This window comes from Pseudoalteromonas sp. SG44-5, from assembly GCF_014164175.1.
GTDB lineage: Bacteria > Pseudomonadota > Gammaproteobacteria > Enterobacterales > Alteromonadaceae > Pseudoalteromonas > Pseudoalteromonas nigrifaciens.
The window spans coordinates 60163-78941 of record NZ_JACJES010000010.1 but is presented as its reverse complement, the minus strand read 5'-3'; the positions used below and the strand labels follow the sequence as shown (position 1 = coordinate 78941).

The 18779-nt window shown below is 40.8% G+C and carries 14 protein-coding genes; 6 read left to right on the top strand and 8 right to left on the bottom strand.

Translation table 11 applies throughout. From position 1 onward, the window contains the following. The 6 genes from H5079_RS11805 (at position 1) to mdoH (ending at position 8085) form a co-directional block, all read left to right on the top strand. Positions 1-498 (top strand): hypothetical protein, encoded by a 498-nt coding sequence (locus H5079_RS11805; protein ID WP_011329557.1) that lies wholly within the window; start codon positions 1-3, stop codon positions 496-498. Continuing rightward, complete coding sequence (locus H5079_RS11800; protein WP_182684154.1) at positions 498-1283, top strand: TatD family hydrolase; 786 nt, start codon at positions 498-500, stop codon at positions 1281-1283. Before H5079_RS11805 ends, H5079_RS11800 begins: the two co-directional genes overlap by 1 nt. Continuing rightward, positions 1283-3148, top strand: a complete 1866-nt coding sequence (locus H5079_RS11795; RefSeq protein WP_182684153.1) for a diguanylate cyclase — start codon at positions 1283-1285, stop codon at positions 3146-3148. The genes H5079_RS11800 and H5079_RS11795 overlap by 1 nt, the downstream gene beginning before the upstream one ends. A 2-nt stretch (positions 3149-3150) precedes the next feature. Then, positions 3151-4161, top strand: coding sequence for a porphobilinogen synthase (gene hemB / locus H5079_RS11790; RefSeq protein WP_011329560.1), 1011 nt, complete (start codon positions 3151-3153; stop codon positions 4159-4161). A 383-nt stretch (positions 4162-4544) separates the two neighbouring features. Next, entirely contained in the window at positions 4545-6152 is a 1608-nt protein-coding gene (locus H5079_RS11785) for a glucan biosynthesis protein G (protein ID WP_182684152.1), read from the top strand. After that, positions 6124-8085: a glucans biosynthesis glucosyltransferase MdoH gene (gene mdoH, locus H5079_RS11780; RefSeq protein WP_182684151.1), complete on the top strand. Its 1962-nt coding sequence runs from the start codon at positions 6124-6126 to the stop codon at positions 8083-8085. Before H5079_RS11785 ends, mdoH begins: the two co-directional genes overlap by 29 nt. Positions 8086-8900: 815 nt before the next feature. On the opposite strand, the gene fusA is transcribed toward mdoH, so the two are convergent. The 8 genes from fusA to H5079_RS11740 form a co-directional block, all read right to left on the bottom strand. Beyond that, a complete protein-coding gene (gene fusA, locus H5079_RS11775) occupies positions 8901-10985 on the bottom strand; it encodes an elongation factor G (protein ID WP_011329565.1) in 2085 nt (694 codons plus the stop codon). Positions 10986-11184: 199 nt separating this feature from the next. Then, complete coding sequence (locus tag H5079_RS11770; RefSeq protein ID WP_182684150.1) at positions 11185-11910, bottom strand: response regulator; 726 nt, start codon at positions 11908-11910, stop codon at positions 11185-11187. Between the two features lie 15 nt (positions 11911-11925). Then, positions 11926-13548 carry a sensor histidine kinase gene (locus tag H5079_RS11765; RefSeq protein ID WP_182684149.1) on the bottom strand — a complete coding sequence of 541 codons (1623 nt, stop codon included), beginning with the start codon at positions 13546-13548 and terminating at the stop codon, positions 11926-11928. Between the two features lie 12 nt (positions 13549-13560). Continuing rightward, positions 13561-15093, bottom strand: a complete 1533-nt coding sequence (locus H5079_RS11760) for a tripartite tricarboxylate transporter permease (RefSeq protein WP_089368887.1) — start codon at positions 15091-15093, stop codon at positions 13561-13563. A gap of 3 nt (positions 15094-15096) precedes the next feature. Beyond that, positions 15097-15564: a tripartite tricarboxylate transporter TctB family protein gene (locus H5079_RS11755; RefSeq protein ID WP_089368888.1), complete on the bottom strand. Its 468-nt coding sequence runs from the start codon at positions 15562-15564 to the stop codon at positions 15097-15099. 12 nt (positions 15565-15576) lie between these two features. After that, positions 15577-16557, bottom strand: a complete 981-nt coding sequence (locus tag H5079_RS11750) for a tripartite tricarboxylate transporter substrate binding protein (protein ID WP_089368889.1) — start codon at positions 16555-16557, stop codon at positions 15577-15579. An 11-nt stretch (positions 16558-16568) separates the two neighbouring features. Next, positions 16569-17810 (bottom strand): OprO/OprP family phosphate-selective porin, encoded by a 1242-nt coding sequence (locus tag H5079_RS11745; RefSeq protein WP_182684148.1) that lies wholly within the window; start codon positions 17808-17810, stop codon positions 16569-16571. Between the two features lie 304 nt (positions 17811-18114). After that, positions 18115-18771, bottom strand: coding sequence for a 3-oxoacid CoA-transferase subunit B (locus H5079_RS11740; RefSeq protein WP_011329567.1), 657 nt, complete (start codon positions 18769-18771; stop codon positions 18115-18117). Positions 18772-18779 lie beyond the last annotated feature (8 nt).

Sequence of the window (18779 nt, the reverse complement as noted above, 5' to 3'; positions counted from 1 at the left end):
ATGAACAAAAAACTACTCTCACTATTAGTTTTGTTAAGCGCACCGACTTTTGCAGCCACAGCTATTAACGAGCAAGCACTGCAAGCATGTAGCTTTATTGAAAACGACTTTAACCGCCTGCTTTGTTACGATAATACGGTTGCCGGTAAACCGCTGAGCAAGCCTACTGTAAATAAAACACTCTCACCAACAAATACAGAAGCCACCGCACCTGTTGCTGTAGCGGTAACACAAGCAGAAGAGTTTGGTTTAGAGCATAAAAATATTGCGAAAGAAAATGACAGCTCTATTAGCTCAACTGTATCAGCCATTAAAGAAGCAGCTTATGGTGAGTTAATTATTACTCTAGAAAACGGCCAACAATGGCGCCAAATTGGATCTGACGGCATAACGCTAAAAGAAGATGACAACGTGGTTATTAGTCGTGGTGTATTTAATTCTTTTTTATTAAAAAAAGAAGGTCAAAACCGCTCTATACGCGTTAAACGTACTCAATAATGCCATACAGCTTAATTGATGCTGGGGTTAATTTAACTAACCATCAGTTTGATAAACAGCATCAAGATATTATTGCCCGCGCTAATGCTGCGGGAGTAAAGCATATGCTGATTATAGGCTGCGATGTAGCAGCCAGTGAGCAGTCGCTTGAGCTGGCTATAGAGCATCAGCAATTTTCTACAGCAGGCGTACATCCTCACGATGCTAAATCGGCTACTGATGAGCTTGAGACACAACTCACTCAACTTGCAAGCCATAAACAAGTTATAGCCATTGGGGAGTGCGGCCTTGATTATAACCGTGATTTTTCGCCTCGCGATGTACAACGAAGTGTACTTAGACGCCAGCTTGCCCTAGCTGAACAGCTAAACTTACCTGTATATTTGCATGAACGTGATGCCAGCGAAGACATGCTCAGTATTTTAAAAGAATTTAATGTACGCGGCGTATTACATTGCTTTACAGGTAACGCTCAGGCATTAAAAAGCTACTTAGCGTTAGGGCTTTATATCGGCATTACCGGCTGGGTTTGCGATGAACGCCGTGGAAAAGAACTACAACAATTAATCCCCAGTATCCCTCTTAATAAACTGTTAATAGAAACTGATGCGCCTTTTTTGATTCCGCGCACCGTTAGCCCAAAGCCTAAATTTCGCCGTAATGAACCTGCATTATTAACTTATGTGTGCGAAACAATTGCCCAATTATATAACCTTACTCCTGAGGCAATAGCGCAGCAAACTACTCTAAACTTTTATAATGTTTTTGGTTTAAAAGCTAAGTAATGAAAGTTATTGGGGTGTTATTAAGCTTATTAACTATCCTTTTTGCTGGTTTAGCAGCCGCTAATACGATAGAGATAGATGAGCAGTTTACATCTGAAAAAATTAACTCTATTTATTATTCTTTTGCGCCTACATCCATAGCAACCGCCCAGCAGAGCGATCTTAAACAGTGGCAAACGTTAACCAACAAACCACTTAATTTAGGGATTGAACAACGCCCTGTTTGGATCCAATTTATAATTAAAAATACGCTCAATACGCGTGTAACGCCAATACTCTCTATCGATAATCCGCTATTAAATGAAGTACAGGTATATCACTTACTCGATAAGCGACGATCCTCCTCAATAAATATTAATGCTCCTCCTTTACTGCCACAACAACAAATAAAAAACGAACCTTTGCTGGTAAAATTAACGCTTCCTGCCCACAGTAATACCACTGTTATTGTTAAAGTGAGCAATAGCTCAGGGTTACGCGTGCCTTTAACCTTATGGCAGGCAGATGCGCTCTTTACATATAAAAGTAAGCTTAATTTGCTTTACGGATTGTTAATTGGCTTTGTTTTTTCTTTAGCGATTAGCTGTCTTATTTTATATGCTTTTTCGCGTAAGCAATACTTTGCTTACACGGGCGCTATAACATTAATGCTCAGCATCTTATTATATTTTATTTGTGGCTTTAGTTTCATCCACACACGTTCTGCGAGCACAGTACAACTTATGATCCCCATGTTGGTAATGCTGATAACTGTACTTTTCTTACCTCTACAGCAACAGGTATGTCAGCCTAAAACCGTTACATGGTTTAAAGTGCAAAAAATTATAATAGCTATATATGCACTGCTTATTGCGTTTATTTGGCTTTTTCCCACACTTGTTGTCACCTTATTTTGCCTTATTACCACTCCCATTGTTTTAGGCTACTATGTTGTAACAACCTTACTTTGTATTCGCCAAAACCCATCAGAACCCCAAAAAGCACTTTTGCTAGCTTTATGCAGCTTTTTAGCCGCAATTGTTTATTTTATTATTACTGTTTCAGGGCTTTATATATTTACAAACAGTAGAGTGGCTTTTGTGTTTATTTGCTCTCTTAGCTGCGCTTTCTCCCTTGGATATGCGGTAATGAAACTCTTTATTTTACAGCGCGATGAACAAGTAACTACTCAACAAACCTTAATAGCCAAAAGTGCTGCCCAAGATGCCTTATTACATGAGCGGCTATCTTTACAAGAAAGCGTGCGTCAAGAGCTCGAAACACAAGTAGATGAGCGTACTTTTGAGTTACAAGTAACACTAAGAGAACTAGAAGAAAAAAACCGTGAGCTTGAACAGCTAAACATGGAAGATCCCTTAACTGGTATTAAAAACCGGCGCTTTTTTGATAAAAAATTAGTGATGGAGTTGCGCCGCTCGCGTCGCGAACAAACACCATTAAGTGTTATTATGCTTGATATAGACAAATTTAAGGTAATAAACGATACCTATGGCCACCTAACTGGCGATCAGGTTATTCGTACTGCTGCTGATACTATTAAAAAGCAATTACAACGCCCGCTTGATGAAGTAGCACGTTACGGCGGCGAAGAATTTGTGGTGCTATTGCCCAATACCCAAAATGATGGCGCGATAGCCATTGCTGAAAAAATTCGCCACGCTATTGCTACTAATAATGTGCATGTGGCTGGCACTACTATTTCATTTACAATCAGCGCGGGAGTGTATACTAGCGTTGCTGAAGATATAAATAATCCTGAAATTTTTACCGAACGTGCCGACAAAGCACTGTATTTTGCCAAGCAGCATGGTCGTAACCAAGTGATTAATTTTCCAATCCCACAATCCCAAAGTAGGAGCGTATAAATATGGCCCAATCTGGTCTAGATCTTTTCCCATATACTCGCATGCGCAGAATGCGCCGCGATGATTTTTCACGCCGTCTTATGGCTGAAAACCAGCTTAGCGTTAATGATCTTATTTATCCGGTATTTGTACTCGAAGGTAAAAACCGTCGTGAAGCAATTGAATCAATGCCCGGTATCGAGCGCTTATCAATTGACTTACTACTTATAGAAGCCAAAGAACTGGTTGAGCTCGGTGTGCCCGCCATTGCTATCTTTCCGGTAACACCGGCCGACAAAAAGTCATTACATGCTGAAGAAGCGTATAGCGATGATGGTTTAGCACAACGTACAGTACGTGCATTAAAAGAAGCATTCCCTGAGTTAGGTGTAATTACTGATGCCGCGCTAGACCCATTTACCACCCACGGACAAGACGGCATTATTGATGAAAGTGGCTATGTAATTAACGACATCACAACTGACATACTAGTTAAGCAAGCACTGTCGCACGCCCGAGCAGGTGCTGACGTTATTGCCCCTTCTGACATGATGGATGGCAGAATTGCCGCTATTCGCGAGGCACTTGAAGCCGATGGCTACATTCACACTCGCATTATGGCTTACTCAGCTAAATACGCCTCAAGCTATTATGGCCCATTTAGAGACGCGGTAGGCTCTGCCGGTAACTTAAAGGGTGCTGATAAAAAAACCTATCAAATGGATCCAGCTAATTCTGACGAAGCCATTCGCGAGGTCGCGCTTGATTTGCAAGAAGGCGCCGACATGGTAATGGTTAAACCTGGCATGCCATATTTGGATGTTGTACGTCGAGTTAAAGATGAGTTTGGCGTGCCAACCTTCGCTTATCAAGTAAGTGGGGAATACGCTATGCACAAAGCTGCGATTGATAACGGCTGGTTAGCTGAAGAGGCCACTATTATGGAGTCGCTACTGGCATTTAAACGTGCTGGCGCCGACGGTATTCTTACCTATTTTGCTAAGCAAGCTGCACAATACTTAGCTAAAAAGTAAGCCTTACAAGGCGGGCAACAAGCCCGCCTTACTTTATTTTTAATTACAAACTTAAATAGTGCTACATCATTTTTACGCTGCTATAACTCAACAAAAACTGCTACCTACATAACCAGTATTAGCCCTCCTCTTTGCTTTATTTAATTGGGATTAATTTTGTACCAATTAAAACCTAATATATACAAATGTAATTCAGACAAGCTTCAGTAAACTTTGTGTACTATCCGTACTAAATCTACTCACTCTCGTATTTAGCCTGAAAACAACAAAGCATACTTGAGCCTTTTTATACGTTTATTATTAAAAGTACCAATGAAACAAATTAATAAATCGATATTAATCTTAACTGTAAAAATAAGTCATGTTTTTATAAAGGAACGAAAATGAAAGCACCAATTCACCTAATATCAACATGGAAAAAAGCCTCAGTACCATTACTTAGCTTGTTTCTTGTTTTTTCAGCTCAGCAAGCATTTTCCGCTACGCTTGACGTTGCCATCCCGCAAGACAGTTTATTTGATGTGATCAGCGCCCGCGCTCAAAAATTAGCGAGTGAGGAGTATATTGCCCCTAAAAACATCGAGCTAGATGCGCTAAATAATATTGAGTATCAAGATTATCGCTCTATTCGTTTTAAACAAGACAAGTCAATGTGGAAAGACGAAGGTCTTTACGAGCTACAGTTGTTTCACCCCGGCTTTTTATATAAAACACCAGTAACAATTAATACAGTTGATAGCGATTCTAAACTTAGCCGTTTGCCGTTTAGTACTGACTTTTATCAGTACGATGGTACTGCAGCACCTTTAAAAGATGAAATAGCCAAGAGTGTTGCCAATAAACAATTAGGCCATGCTGGATTTAGGCTGCATTACCCAATTAATACCACTGAGTACAAAGATGAAGTAATGGTGTTTCAAGGTGCTTCTTATTTTAGAGTTGTTGGGCCTAATCAAGTGTATGGCCTATCGGCGCGAGGGTTAGCAATTGATACTGCTGAAGCGTCTGGTGAGGAGTTTCCTGTGTTTAAAGAGTTTTGGCTAGTAAAACCACAGCCAGAACAAACTAACATTATCATTTTTGCACTGCTTGATAGCCCATCGGTTGCCGGCGCTTATAAGTTTAGTATTGACCCTACCACCAACACCAGCGTTAAAGTAGATATGCAAATTTTTGCCCGTAAAGACGTGAAAAAATTAGGCGTAGCACCACTAACAAGCATGTTTTATCACGGCGAAAACAGCACTAAGTTTTTTGACGATTACCGCCCAGAAGTGCATGACTCAGACGGACTGTTAACCCAATCTCAGGATAACAACTGGATTTGGCGTCCGCTTAATAATCCGTCGCAACTTAGCGTAACCTCTTTTTCATACGAGAACCCTAAGGGATTTGGCTTAGCGCAACGTGATCGTGAATTTAATAATTACTTTGATATTGAAGCGCATTATCACAACCGCCCTAGCCTGTGGATAGAGCCTGAAGGTGACTGGGGAAATGGTCGAGTAGAGCTGGTAGAAATACCGACAGATACAGAAACAAACGACAACATAGTGAGCTACTGGGTACCTGAAAAACCATTTAAAGCAGGCGATTCGTTAAAGCTAAGCTATAAAATGACCACCTTTAATGCTTACTTAACTCAGCATGATAAGGCACGCGCAGTTCGCACTCGCATTGGTAGCGCGGCATTACCGGGTGAAGATAATCCGCCACCTAAAAGCCATCGCCAATTTACGGTTGATTTTGCTGGGCCTGATATAAATAAGCTTTCAGAAAAGTTAAATTTAAATGCCGACATCCAATTAACAACGGGTGAGGTTAGAGATGTAACTGTGCAAAAATTACCTGATTCATTAGGCTGGCGAGTTGCTTTTAAAATAGCTCCACAAAACGGCAAACCTGTAGACATGCGCTTATCGTTAAAGCTGCATGATAAAGAAATTAGCGAGGTATGGAGTTATGTTTGGTATCCAAATGACATCAAGTAAACAAACCACCAAAATATCTATGCCCTTTAAGGCACTTCGTATTTGGTTATTTGCCATTGCCGCAATTGGTATATCTGCGTATGGCATCTCTATTATGTTTGAAATTTTAAACTCAAATGGTATGACACCACTTGAATATGCTTTGCTGGCATTATTTTCAATTACCTTTGCATGGATTGTTACCGCATTTTGTAGTGGTACTATAGGGTTTGTACTGCAGTTACTGCGTATTGATCCGCTTACCCTTAGGCGCATAAAACCTATAAAGCTTGATAGTCAGGCATTTTCTCAGCAAAAAACTGCCATAGTAATGCCTATTTATAACGAAGATACACACCGTGTTATTGCAGGCTTTGAAGTGAGCTTACAGTCATTAAAAGAGACTGGGGAATTAGCCAACTTTGATTTTTATTTACTCAGTGATACACAAGATCCAACAATAGCTAAAAATGAACTAAGTGCTTGGCATGCTTTGTGTGAGCGCCTAGGCGAGACATCAAAGCAGTTGTTTTATCGTCGCCGCGAAGATAATAAACACCGTAAAGTAGGTAATTTAACCGACTTTTGTGAGCGCTGGGGAAGCCAGTACGATCATATGATTGTGCTTGATGCCGACAGCGTTATGACAGGTAAATGCATGCTAGAGCTAACGGCAAGCATGATTAACAACCCGCAAGTAGGACTTATTCAAACCATTCCTATTCCGGTACGCCAAGATACCTTTTTTGGTCGTTTTTTACAGTTTGCTTCGGTACTTTATAGCCCTATGCTGGCAACAGGATCGGCATTTTGGCAAACCGATAAAGCAAACTACTGGGGCCATAATGCCATAATTAGAGTAAGCGCATTTATTGACTGCTGTGGTTTACCCACACTTAAAGGCAATGCTCCTTTTGGTGGTGAAATACTCAGCCATGACTTTGTAGAAGCATCATTACTACACAGTGCAAATTGGGAAGTATTACTACTTGCAGATATTGAAGGCAGCTATGAAGAAGTCCCAAGTAATATTTTAGATTATGCCGTGCGCGACAGACGTTGGGTACAGGGTAATATTCAACACATTGGATTACTCCCGTCACCAAAGTTAAAGCTGATGAGCAAATTTCACTTTTTACTTGGCGCTACCGCTTATATTTCGTCATTAATATGGTTACTTATGCTCGCGTTAAGTACGGTTGATGCCGTAACACGTGCTTTAAATAGCGACGTTTATTTTAACCGCGCTTATCAATTGTTCCCTACTTGGCAAATAGCTAAAACCGATTTAATTGATGCTCTGCTCTATCTTACTATTGTTATTTTATTGCTACCAAAACTAATGGGTATAATCGTAACCTTGGTGCACAGAAAAAACCGCTTCGGTGGTGCTATTAAGCTTACGTTAGGCGCAATTATAGAAACAGTTTTTGCTATTGTCATGGCTCCATTAATGATGGTGTTTCATGCTTATTTTGTTGTTTGTGTGTTTTTAGGCAAAAAAGTTAAGTGGGATGCTCAACCACGAGAAGGCCGTATGGTGCCATGGAAAGAAGCGTTTAGTTATACGTTATTTTCTACTTTGGTCGCTATTGCTTGGGGTAGCACAGCGTATTACTTCACGCCGGTATTTTTTTGGTGGCTATCACCTATATTACTAGGTTTAGTACTAGCTGCACCTATAGTGCGTTATTCAAGCAGTATAAAACTGGGGGTTAAACTCAGAAATCTAGGTATATTTATCTGCCCTAGTGAAGTAGATAACGATACCATGCTAGAGGCACTTAAAGTGCACCTTAAAGAGATTTCGGTACCCACCGCAGGGCAATGCCCTTTAACTATACCCGCATTGCCAAAAGAGCACTTGGTTACCATGCCAATACAAAGCTTTAATAAGTCACGCTCGCCAAAGATGAAAGCGCTAAAAGAAAAGCTAATTAAAAAGCTTAGCTAGCGCCACACTTTAAAATAAAAAAGGAGCTACAAATAGCTCCTTTTTTATTACTAGATTAGGTTATATTTACAAAACAAAGCAAGCTCGTAATTATAGATAATTAACCAATTACTTTATCACTGTATAATTTATAAATGGCAGTACGAGTTTTCTCATCTAATCTCCAATTGTAAAAATATATACTTCTACCATTTAATAGAGATACTTTAAAAATAGTATTAATAAAAAATGACTTAAAGGAAATAGATTTTATCTCTTCTCTACTAATATAACGCTCACCAAATATTCGTTTATAACATATGCCAGGCTTGTAGCAATGTAATAGCTGTAAGTTCATCTTACTAACAATAAAAAATGTGAGTAGTGTTGGTATCAACACGATTATCGCCACTCTAAAAGTAACGGTGGAAAATATAGGTATTAAAAGAAATAAGCCTATAACAGTAATATATTTAAACAGTTGTAGAGACCAATTAGGCACTAACTTAATCATGTTCGTAAACGTCTTATATAAAAATAAATATAATCAATATCCCACTTGGAGACTTCCACATATGCAATCTATCCTCAGTTGAGGCTTGTTCTCGCGAATCCTACATCAGCACTGAGCCTATTTCAATTGTTACTACTACTTATTTAGTAATGACAAAAACAATGTCAACTAGTTGTTTATAAATATGTTTTACTAATTTTTTATTTTAATTATTTGTAACTTTTATACCATTAGGTAATTAACAGTGCGCTTTATGCTATAAATTATGGGCAATAAAAAACCCGCAACATGTGCGGGTTTTTTTAAAGAGTTAAGGTGCTAATTACTTAGCAGCTTTTTTCTCTTTTTCTGCAGCGATTACAGCTTCAGCAACGTTATTAGGACATGGTGCGTAATGTGAGAACTCCATAGAGAACTGACCACGACCTGATGTCATTGTACGTAATGAACCGATGTAACCGAACATTTCTGATAACGGTACGTCTACTTTAATGCGAACGCCAGTTAAACCAGGCTCTTGGTCTTTCATCATACCACGACGACGGTTAAGGTCACCGATTACGTCACCTACATGATCTTCCGGCGTGAACACGTCAACTTTCATGATTGGCTCAAGAAGTTGTGCACCCGCTTTAGGGATAGATTGACGGAAAGCACCTTTAGCAGCGATTTCGAACGCGATTGCTGATGAATCCACTGCGTGGAAGCCACCATCAAAAAGCTCAACTTCAACGTCAAGTACTGGGAAGCCAGCTAGAACACCAGTGCCCATCATTGACTTAAAGCCTTTCTCAACTGCAGGCCAGAATTCTTTAGGTACGTTACCACCAACAACAGATGATTTAAACGTGAAACCAGAAGCAACTTCGCCTGGCTTAATACGGTAATCAATTTTACCGAACTGACCAGAACCACCAGACTGTTTCTTATGCGTGTAGCTATCTTCAATTTCTTTAGTGATAGTTTCACGGTAAGCAACCTGTGGTTGACCAACAATAAGGTCTACACCGTAAGTACGCTTAAGGATATCTACTTTGATATCTAAGTGAAGCTCGCCCATTCCTTTAAGAATAGTTTCGCCTGAATCTTCATCAGTCTCAACTTGGAAAGATGGATCTTCTGCAACCATTTTACCGATAGCAACACCCATTTTCTCATTACCGCCTTTATCTTTAGGCTGTACAGCAATCGAGATTACTGGAGTTGGGAATACCATTGGCTCAAGTGTTACTGGGTGCTTAGGATCACATAATGTGTGACCAGTTTGCACGTTTTTCATGCCTACGATAGCAATGATGTCACCAGCTTGTGCGCTAGCTAATTCATTACGGTCATCTGCTTGCATCTCAACCATACGGCCAACACGCTCAGTTTTACCAGTAAACGCATTAAGGATAGTGTCACCCTTGTTTAGTTTACCTGAGTAAATACGTACGAATGTTAACGCACCAAAACGGTCATCCATTATTTTGAATGCTAACGCTTTAAATGGTAGGTCTGTAGATACGATAGCGAATTCGCCGTTTTCATTACCTTCTTCATCCATAAGAGGTTGAGGATCAACTTCTGTAGGAGATGGTAAGTAATCAACAACTGCGTCAAGAATAAGCTGCATACCTTTGTTTTTGTATGCTGAGCCACAGTATGTTGGGAAGAAAGCAAGGTCACGAGTACCTTTACGAATACAACGCTTCACATCTTCAATTGAAGGGATTACACCTTCCATGTACGTTTCTAGTAGCTCATCGTCTTGCTCAACAGCAGTTTCGATAAGTAACTCATGGTATTCCTCAACTTGGTCAACCATGTCTGCAGGAACGTCTTCAATAGTGTAGTTCTCTGGAAGACCAGTCGCATCCCAAACATATGCTTGCTTGGTTAGAACGTCAACAACACCAACAAACTCATCTTCTCTACCGATTGGTAAAGTCATGATTAATGGAGTTGCACCAAGTACTTTTTGTACTTGATTAGTTACACGGAAGAAATCAGCACCCATACGGTCTAATTTGTTTACGAAAATAACACGTGCTACACCTGACTCATTCGCATAACGCCAGTTAGTTTCTGATTGTGGTTCAACACCACCAGAGCCACAGAATACACCGATGCCGCCATCTAATACTTTAAGTGAACGGTAAACTTCAACAGTGAAGTCAACGTGTCCAGGAGTATCGATAACGTTAAAACGGTGATCTTTCCAGAAACAGCTTACAGCCGCAGACTGAATAGTAATACCGCGCTCAGACTCTTGATCCATGAAATCTGTAACTGATGTGCCATCGTGCGTGTCACCACTTTTGTGGATTTGACCAGTAAGCTTTAGTATACGCTCAGTGGTGGTAGTTTTACCCGCATCAACGTGCGCGAAAATACCAATGTTTCTGTACTTCGATAAATCTGCCATTAGTTTACTCTTAATAAAGTCGAAAAATTATTCGGCCAGAGTATAACATCACTTAAAGCGAACATCACCATAGAAGTCGCTTAAAATGCAGCCAATTATATAAAAAAAATGATCCATCCTTTGAAATAGCTATTTTTTGTAGTGCGAGCGAGCGATCTATTTACCTAATGAGGCCTTACCTTACTCTGTACTCTTTATTTTATTGGCATATTTTATAGCAACGCTCTGGACGACCAATACTACCATAGCTTTGATCAGCTCTAACCTGCCCCGCTTCAAGCATATATTCTAGATATCGGCGAGCAGTCGATCGGCTTACACCCACTAAATCACCCATTTGCTGAGCTGTAAATGCTGTTTCTTTATGTTCATTAAATGCAGTTATTATTTTTTTTAAGGTAAGCGAGTCGACTCCTTTGGGTAAGCGTGTTGTGGTACTAACACGCTCTTTTGAACCAAATAGGGTATCAACCATAGACTGCGTCACCTCAACAGCAGCCGAAAAGCATTGTTGGCGAGCTTCAAAACGTGCCAGAGCTTGATCTAACCTACTTAACATGAGTGGTTTTACTAAAAAGTCACTGGCGCCTAACTGCATTGCTTTTTCGAGTATTTCCACTTCTTTTGCCGCTGTGAGCAACATCACTTCGCTTTTTATGTTTAAGCGGCGCAAATCACTCAATAAGTCTAAGCCGTTACCGTCGGGCAAATGAATATCAAGTAACACTAAATCTGGATTAACTGCCTGCAACAAAGCCTTTGCCGTAGCTAAGTTACCGGCAATGCCCACTACCTGATACTGCCCTTGCCTGAGACTTTGCTTGGGTGTGTTGTTTCCTGCAACACCATTGGGTAGCAGTAAATATTGTGCTAATAACTGCGCAACCTCTACTTCATCTTCCACTATCACTACTGAGTACGTCATGTTTTATTACTCTTATTATTTGGGGATATAAACACTGAGGCGCGCACCCAGTAGATCTGATTCACCTATTTCTAAACTCCCACCGCACGAATCTAAATTAGTTTTAACTAAATACAAACCAATTCCATGTTCCGCCCCCGACTTAGAGCTATATTGTGGGGTAAATATCACATTATGATCAGGTCCTAAACCAAAACCGCTATCTTCTACATCAAAAAGTAGCGTTTTGCTGGTTTCATCAACCGTTACCCGCACTTTAGCAGCACGAGTATCTGATGCTCGAATGGCCGCATCAATCGCGTTGTCGATTAGGTTACCTAAAATAGATACCACCCGCTCTAAAATATCTTTGCGAGTTATTTCACCAAGCAAGCTATCAGGGTTAAGCGTTAACACCACATTTAACTCTCTTGCTTTATGGTATTTACCAACTAACAAACCTGCAAGCACAGGATCTTGTATTCGCTCTAACAAGTTATGTATTTGCGCCTGCGATCCTTGGCTTTCTTGACCTATAATTTCAATCGCTTGCTCATTTTTGCCCATTTGCACTAACGCCCCAATTAAATTGAGCTTATTTGAATAGTCATGAGTTTGCACTCTTAACAGCTCCGCAAACGCTTGCACTTTAGTAAGTTGTTGGCTTAAATATTCGAGTTCATCAGAGGGGCGCATACTAAGTAAAATGCCATCGGCTTGGCCTTGTACCTGCAAAGCAAAGCGCGATAATATTATTCGTTTATCGGCGGCAAATAGTTCAAACCCTACTATTTCGCGTGACTGGTTACGCAGCAAAAATTCAGCATGCTCAGGAAGTAAATCAGCAAGCGTGAGGGATTGGTGAGTATAAGCAAGAGGTTTATCTAAAATTTCGCAAGCACGTTGATTCAACTTACGTACATTCCCCTCGGGGTCGAGCGCAATTATACCGTTACGCACCGTATTTAAAATAGCATTTTGTTCTGAAAACAACCGCGCAATCTCATCTGGCTGTAAACCAAAAATAGCATTTCGCACCCGCTGACCAATATAAATAGCCACCACAATACTTAAGCCCACCACCACTAAGCCCCAAATTAAAATCTCAATACTGCGAGAACGTATAAGAGGGTCAATTGACTGCACTAAAAACCCGACCGATACCAAGCCTATTATTTGGTTATTATTCGAATAAACAGGCACCTTACCGCGAATTGACTCTCCTAAACTGCCACGGGCAAGCGAAATATAGCGCTCACCCTTTAATGCAGCTTGGCTATCGCCACCCACCATACGCTTGCCAATTTTCTTTTCATCAGGATGCACAATACGCAATGCATTTTCATCGCCAATAACAATAAAGTCGGCTCCAGTGAGTTGCCTTATTTCTTCTACTTCCTCGTTAATAGCCAATAAATCTTTTGGATTTTGCAGTGCTTTTATAACATCAACGCGTGAGGCTATACTGCTGGCAACGGCCAATGCTTTGTCGCCAATGTGACTATGTAAGCTTTGCGCCGTAAGCTGATACACCAACGCGCCAAACAACAATGCTTGTAATACACATAAACCGGTTACCCAAATAATTAGCCGAGTTTCTAGGCGTTTAGGTTTTTTAACCATATGTTGCAATGGGCTTAGCGGGTTGGTGTTTTTCATTTTATGACTCTGTTAAGCCTGCTCTTGAAGCGCAGCTTTATCTGCACGGCGCTGCATTAAGTAATCTTTTAACGGAAATAAAAGCACTAAAATTGAAATAACAAATATACTCAATGTAAGTGGGCGATCCCATAAAAAGCTCAATGAACCATCAGAAATCATCATAGAGCGACGGAAATTACGTTCTATCATATCACCCAAAATAAAACCGAGTAATAAAGGTGCCATAGGAAAAGCTAATAATCGTAATACCAACGCCACTAAGGCAAATCCCACCATCATAAATAAGTCAAAGGTATTAAAAGACACCAAATACACACCAATTAAGCTAAAGAACAAAATCATTACTGTGAGTACCGATTTGGGCATAGCTAATACTTTTGCAAAGTAAGGAATAAGCGGTAAGTTTAAAATAAGCAGCACTATATTACCAAAGTACATACTAACAATAACAGACCAAAAAACACTGGGGTTTTCTTGCATAAGCATTGGCCCTGGTTGTATACCATAGGCAATTAATGCCCCTAGCATAATAGCCGTAGTACCTGAGCCCGGAATACCTAGCGTTAACAAAGGTACAAATGAGCCAGTACATGCCGCATTATTAGCCGATTCGGGTGCAGCTAAACCACGTAATGAGCCTTTACCAAATTTTTCTTTTAAGCCTTTCGGTGCTAAGTTGCGCTCGGTTGCATAAGCCATAAAACTTGCAATAGTTGCGCCTGCGCCCGGTAACACACCGACAATAAAGCCCAAAATAGACGAGCGACCAATCACTGGCGCTATTTCTTTAATCTCGCTTTTAGTTAACTTAGTTGAACCTATTTGCGGCGTATCTGAATCGTTAATATTTTTGGCGTCTTTTTTCTCTGGTTTTACTACGTTAACTAACGCTTCTGCTAATGCAAAGGTTGCCATAGCCACTAATAAAAAGCTAATACCATCAAGTAAGTCCGCTTGGCCAAAAGTAAATCGGTCGGTGCCCGATGAAGGATCGATGCCAACAGTAGCAAGCATTAGCCCAAATACCGTCATCATCATCGCTTTTAAAAATTGTCCTTTATTAGAAAACGCTGCAATTGCGGTTAAGCCTAAAAACATCAGCACTACATAATCTGGTGATTGAAAACTCAGCGATACTTTAGCTAATAAAGGTGCGGCAACCATTAACAATATAGCGCCGATAGTGCCCCCTATAAAGGAGGAGTAGGCAGCAATTGCCAATGCTTTACCTGCATGGCCTTGTTTTGCCAGTGGGTAGCCATCAAAGGAGGATGCCACCGTACCCGCAACCCCTGGTGCGTTAATTAAAATAGATGAAGTAGAACCACCAAAAATGGCACCATAATAAACACCTGCCATTAAAATCATGCCTGAGTCGGCACCTATGCTATAAGTAATCGGGATCATTAATGCAATCGCAGTAATTGGCCCTAACCCCGGTAACATACCAATAAAAGTGCCCACTAGGCAGCCAGCAATCACATACATTAAATTATTAAAGTCGAGCACGGTCGACAAACCAAGCATAATTCCATCAAACATAATTTAACTCCACAAATCGCCCGGAACTAAGTAAATACCTAGCACTTGAGTCATTAAAAACCAAAACACCACAGCAACCGGAATCGATGCAAATAATAAAATACCTTTGCGCCTTTCACCCATTACAAAAAAGCCTGCTAACAAAAATGTACTGGTCGAAATTAAAAACCCAACCGGCTCTAACATGGCGCTATAAATCACCATTAGCACTAATAAGCTAATAGTACGCAGTACATGTGATTTTTCGAGGTTTTCATCGGTAGCTTCTTTTTCGCTTGGTTTAAGTAATGTTGTAGCAATAGCAAGTAAACACACCACAATACCAAACGCGGCATATACTTTAGGTAGAGTTGCAGAAGTAACCGTTTCGTATTCTTCAAACGGTAAAAGTGGAATTTGCCATGCAACAACGGCGTACAGGGTAAATAGCGCCAAGAATAAACTTGGCCCTAGTAATTCGCGATTCATCATTTTAAACCTCGATTATTGCAATGTACGGATAAAGCCAAGCTCTTCCATCACTACTTTAAGCTGCGCTTCTTGCGCTTCTAATGACTTAATAAACTGCTCTTTTTCTTGGAATAAATTTAACCAACCGTTACGTGCACGGACAACTTCCCACTCAGGAGTACTTTGTAATTTGCGCAGTTTTTTGGTGTACTCTGCCAATTTTTCAGCAGGTAAGTTCGGCGCTGCAAAAAAACCACGCCAGTTTACAAATTCCATATCGTAACCAAGAGATTTAAGGGTAGGTATTTCTGGGTAATCCGGTAACGGCCCACCTGAGGTAACCGCTAAAATGCGTGCTTGACCACCATTAGCTACTTCTAGTGCTTCACTTAAGCCGGTAGAAAGTAAGTTAACTTCGCCTGATAGTAATCCAGCTTTTGCTTTACCACCGGCGTCGTAAGGAATATAACGTAAACGTCGACCATCAATACCCGCCGCTTTAACTGCTTGCGCTGCAACTAAATGATCCATACTGCCACGCGCAGAACCGCCCGCTACCTTTACTGAGCTTGGATCTTCTTTGATTGATTTAACAACATCTTGCCACGTTTTAAATGGCGAATCGTTACGCACCACAAATGCGCCATAATCGGCAATCATGCTGGCAACAGGAGTTAAATCGCGGTAGCTATAAGGAATGCGACCAGTTAATGCACGCAATACGATAGGTGTTGAGTTAACCATTAAAATATCGCCCTTTTTAGTGCCCGACTCAATTAAGTAAGCAATAGCACGACCGCCGCCGCCACCCGACATATTTTGAAAAGACGCATTATCTTCAATACCTGACTTAACTAAACCTTCGCCTACACCACGTGCTGTTGTATCCCAACCGCCACCAGGGCCGCCAGGTACTAAAAAGTGAATGTCGGCCATTACAAATGGGCTGCTAAGTACCAGCGATGCTGCAAGTACTGTGGTTTTTAGTGATTTAAGTGACTTAAATAATTTCATTGTATGATTCCTTAAAATAAATACTGCATACGCGCACTAAAGCCCATACCAGAGTCTTCATCGCCTACCAAAGCTGTAGTACCAGGGCCTGTCACATCACTGTAAATAAGGTTGCCCATAAACTTAATATCGCTACTGATGTAATAAGATGTGCCTAATGTATAAGTAGTTGCTTGCGTCCCTTGTAAGCTGCTAGTTGCATCCATTTGTGAAACACGCGCAACTAACTCCCATGCATTTTTAATGTTTTTAGGTTGTACAAATAATGCTGAACTTGCTTTGTATTGGCGCTGCTCGCCACCTAAAAAGTAACTTGCCGATACATGAAAACCATCAAAGCGCTCGCCATCTAGCAAGTCTGCGCTATTAACTGCGTTTAACGAGCGGCTTGCATATTCAGCTTCAAGGGTTAAAGAATCTGCTTGGTAAGCAAATTCAAGTCCGCTTTGCGATAAGCTATCAAGTGCTGCGGTTACGCCACCAGCGGCATAATCAACAAGCCTAGTATTAGCTTCGCGAACTTCTCCACGAGCAAAACGCGCACCTAATTCATTGCCGCCCATATCACGATATGAATGCCACGCCCCTAAATGAATCACATCACCCGGTGCAGCACTTGACCACGTTACGCGCCCTGTTGCAGCCAAAGTTAGCCTGTCGTTTTCATCATTACCCGTTGCGCCAAAGGCATCATTTTTATAAACACCCACTGCGTAGCGAAATCCCGAATCTTTAAAGTATTGGTAAGCCGATGCACCCCAACGAAAAAATGGCGAGAAGGTATTTGCTAAACTACTACGCTCAATAGTGTTGATATGTTTTGAGCTGGTTAATGCATTAAGCGATATATCTTCGCGAATTTTACCTGCTTTAATTTTAAGCCCGTTATCAAACGCATAACGTACACGTGCCATAACAATTTCAGCTGTGCCTTCGCCAAATTCGAGTAATAACTTGTGATCCCAATTACCATGCTCGCTAGCAACGTAAGTACGAATACGTCGCGGAAAAAAATCACTGCCGCCAGAGCCGCCATTATCTGCATTGTAAGCGCCATCAAAATAGTTGTAGTCAAGCTGTACGCGTCCACCAAACTCTAAATTAAAACCACTCGATTTTTTTAATGCACTGACTTCTTTTTGTAATGCATCTAATTGCTGTTGTAATTTATCGGTATCGTTATTGGCTAAAACTGATGTGCTCGCTAATGCGGCAGCTACTGCCAAAGCGAGTTGTGTGTTACTTGCTTTCATTGTTGTCTCCACGCTGTGTTGGTGTATTTATTGTCAGGTAGATAAGCGACTACAAACTGCTATCTAAAGCGCAGCTTATTGTTAACGTGAAATTAACTAAATATTTAGACGGTAAGGTGCATTGATGATCTTTACGCGCTTTTTGTGCATAAAAACCATGCGCAAAAAGGACAAAACTAGCCGCGCATTACTCTTTGATTTATAGTGCCTTTATATTTAAAGTGGTTTTATAATAAATAAATTGGTAGCTTTTTAAGTTATAAAAAAACCCGCAACAATGCGGGCTTAATTAATAAGCTATTATTTAAAATGTCATTTCGGGTGTGTTTTTAGGGATAATTAAACGCCCCTGTGTTTTCGCTTGAATTTCTTCTACGCTCACTCCGGGGGCGCGCTCTAATAAATGAAATGCACCATCTTTAATTTCCAGTAAGGCCAAGTCGGTAATTACTTTATTAATACACCCCACACCGGTGAGCGGTAAGCTGCACTCACTGAGTAATTTTGACTCACCATGCTTGTTAGCGTGGGTCATGGTACAAATAATGTTTTTTGCACCAGCTACTAAATCCATCGCACCGCCCATACCTTTTATTAACTTATTGGGGATCATCCAGCTAGCAATATTGCCGTTTTGGTCAACCTCAAAGGCACCCAATACGGTTAAGTCAACATGACCGCCGCGGATCATCGCAAAGCTTTCGGCTGAGTTAAAAATTGCTGCGCCAGTGGCGGCAGTAACGGTTTCTTTACCGGCGTTTATCATATCAGCATCGAGCGCATCGGCAGCAGGATACTGCCCCATACCCAGTAGGCCATTTTCTGATTGCAGCATTACTGCAATATTATCGGGGACATAGTTAGCTACTAAGGTAGGAATACCAATGCCTAAATTAACGTAATAGCCATCTTGTAATTCCATCGCGACTCGCTTGGCGATTTGTTCACGTGTTAATGCCATTAGCTTAC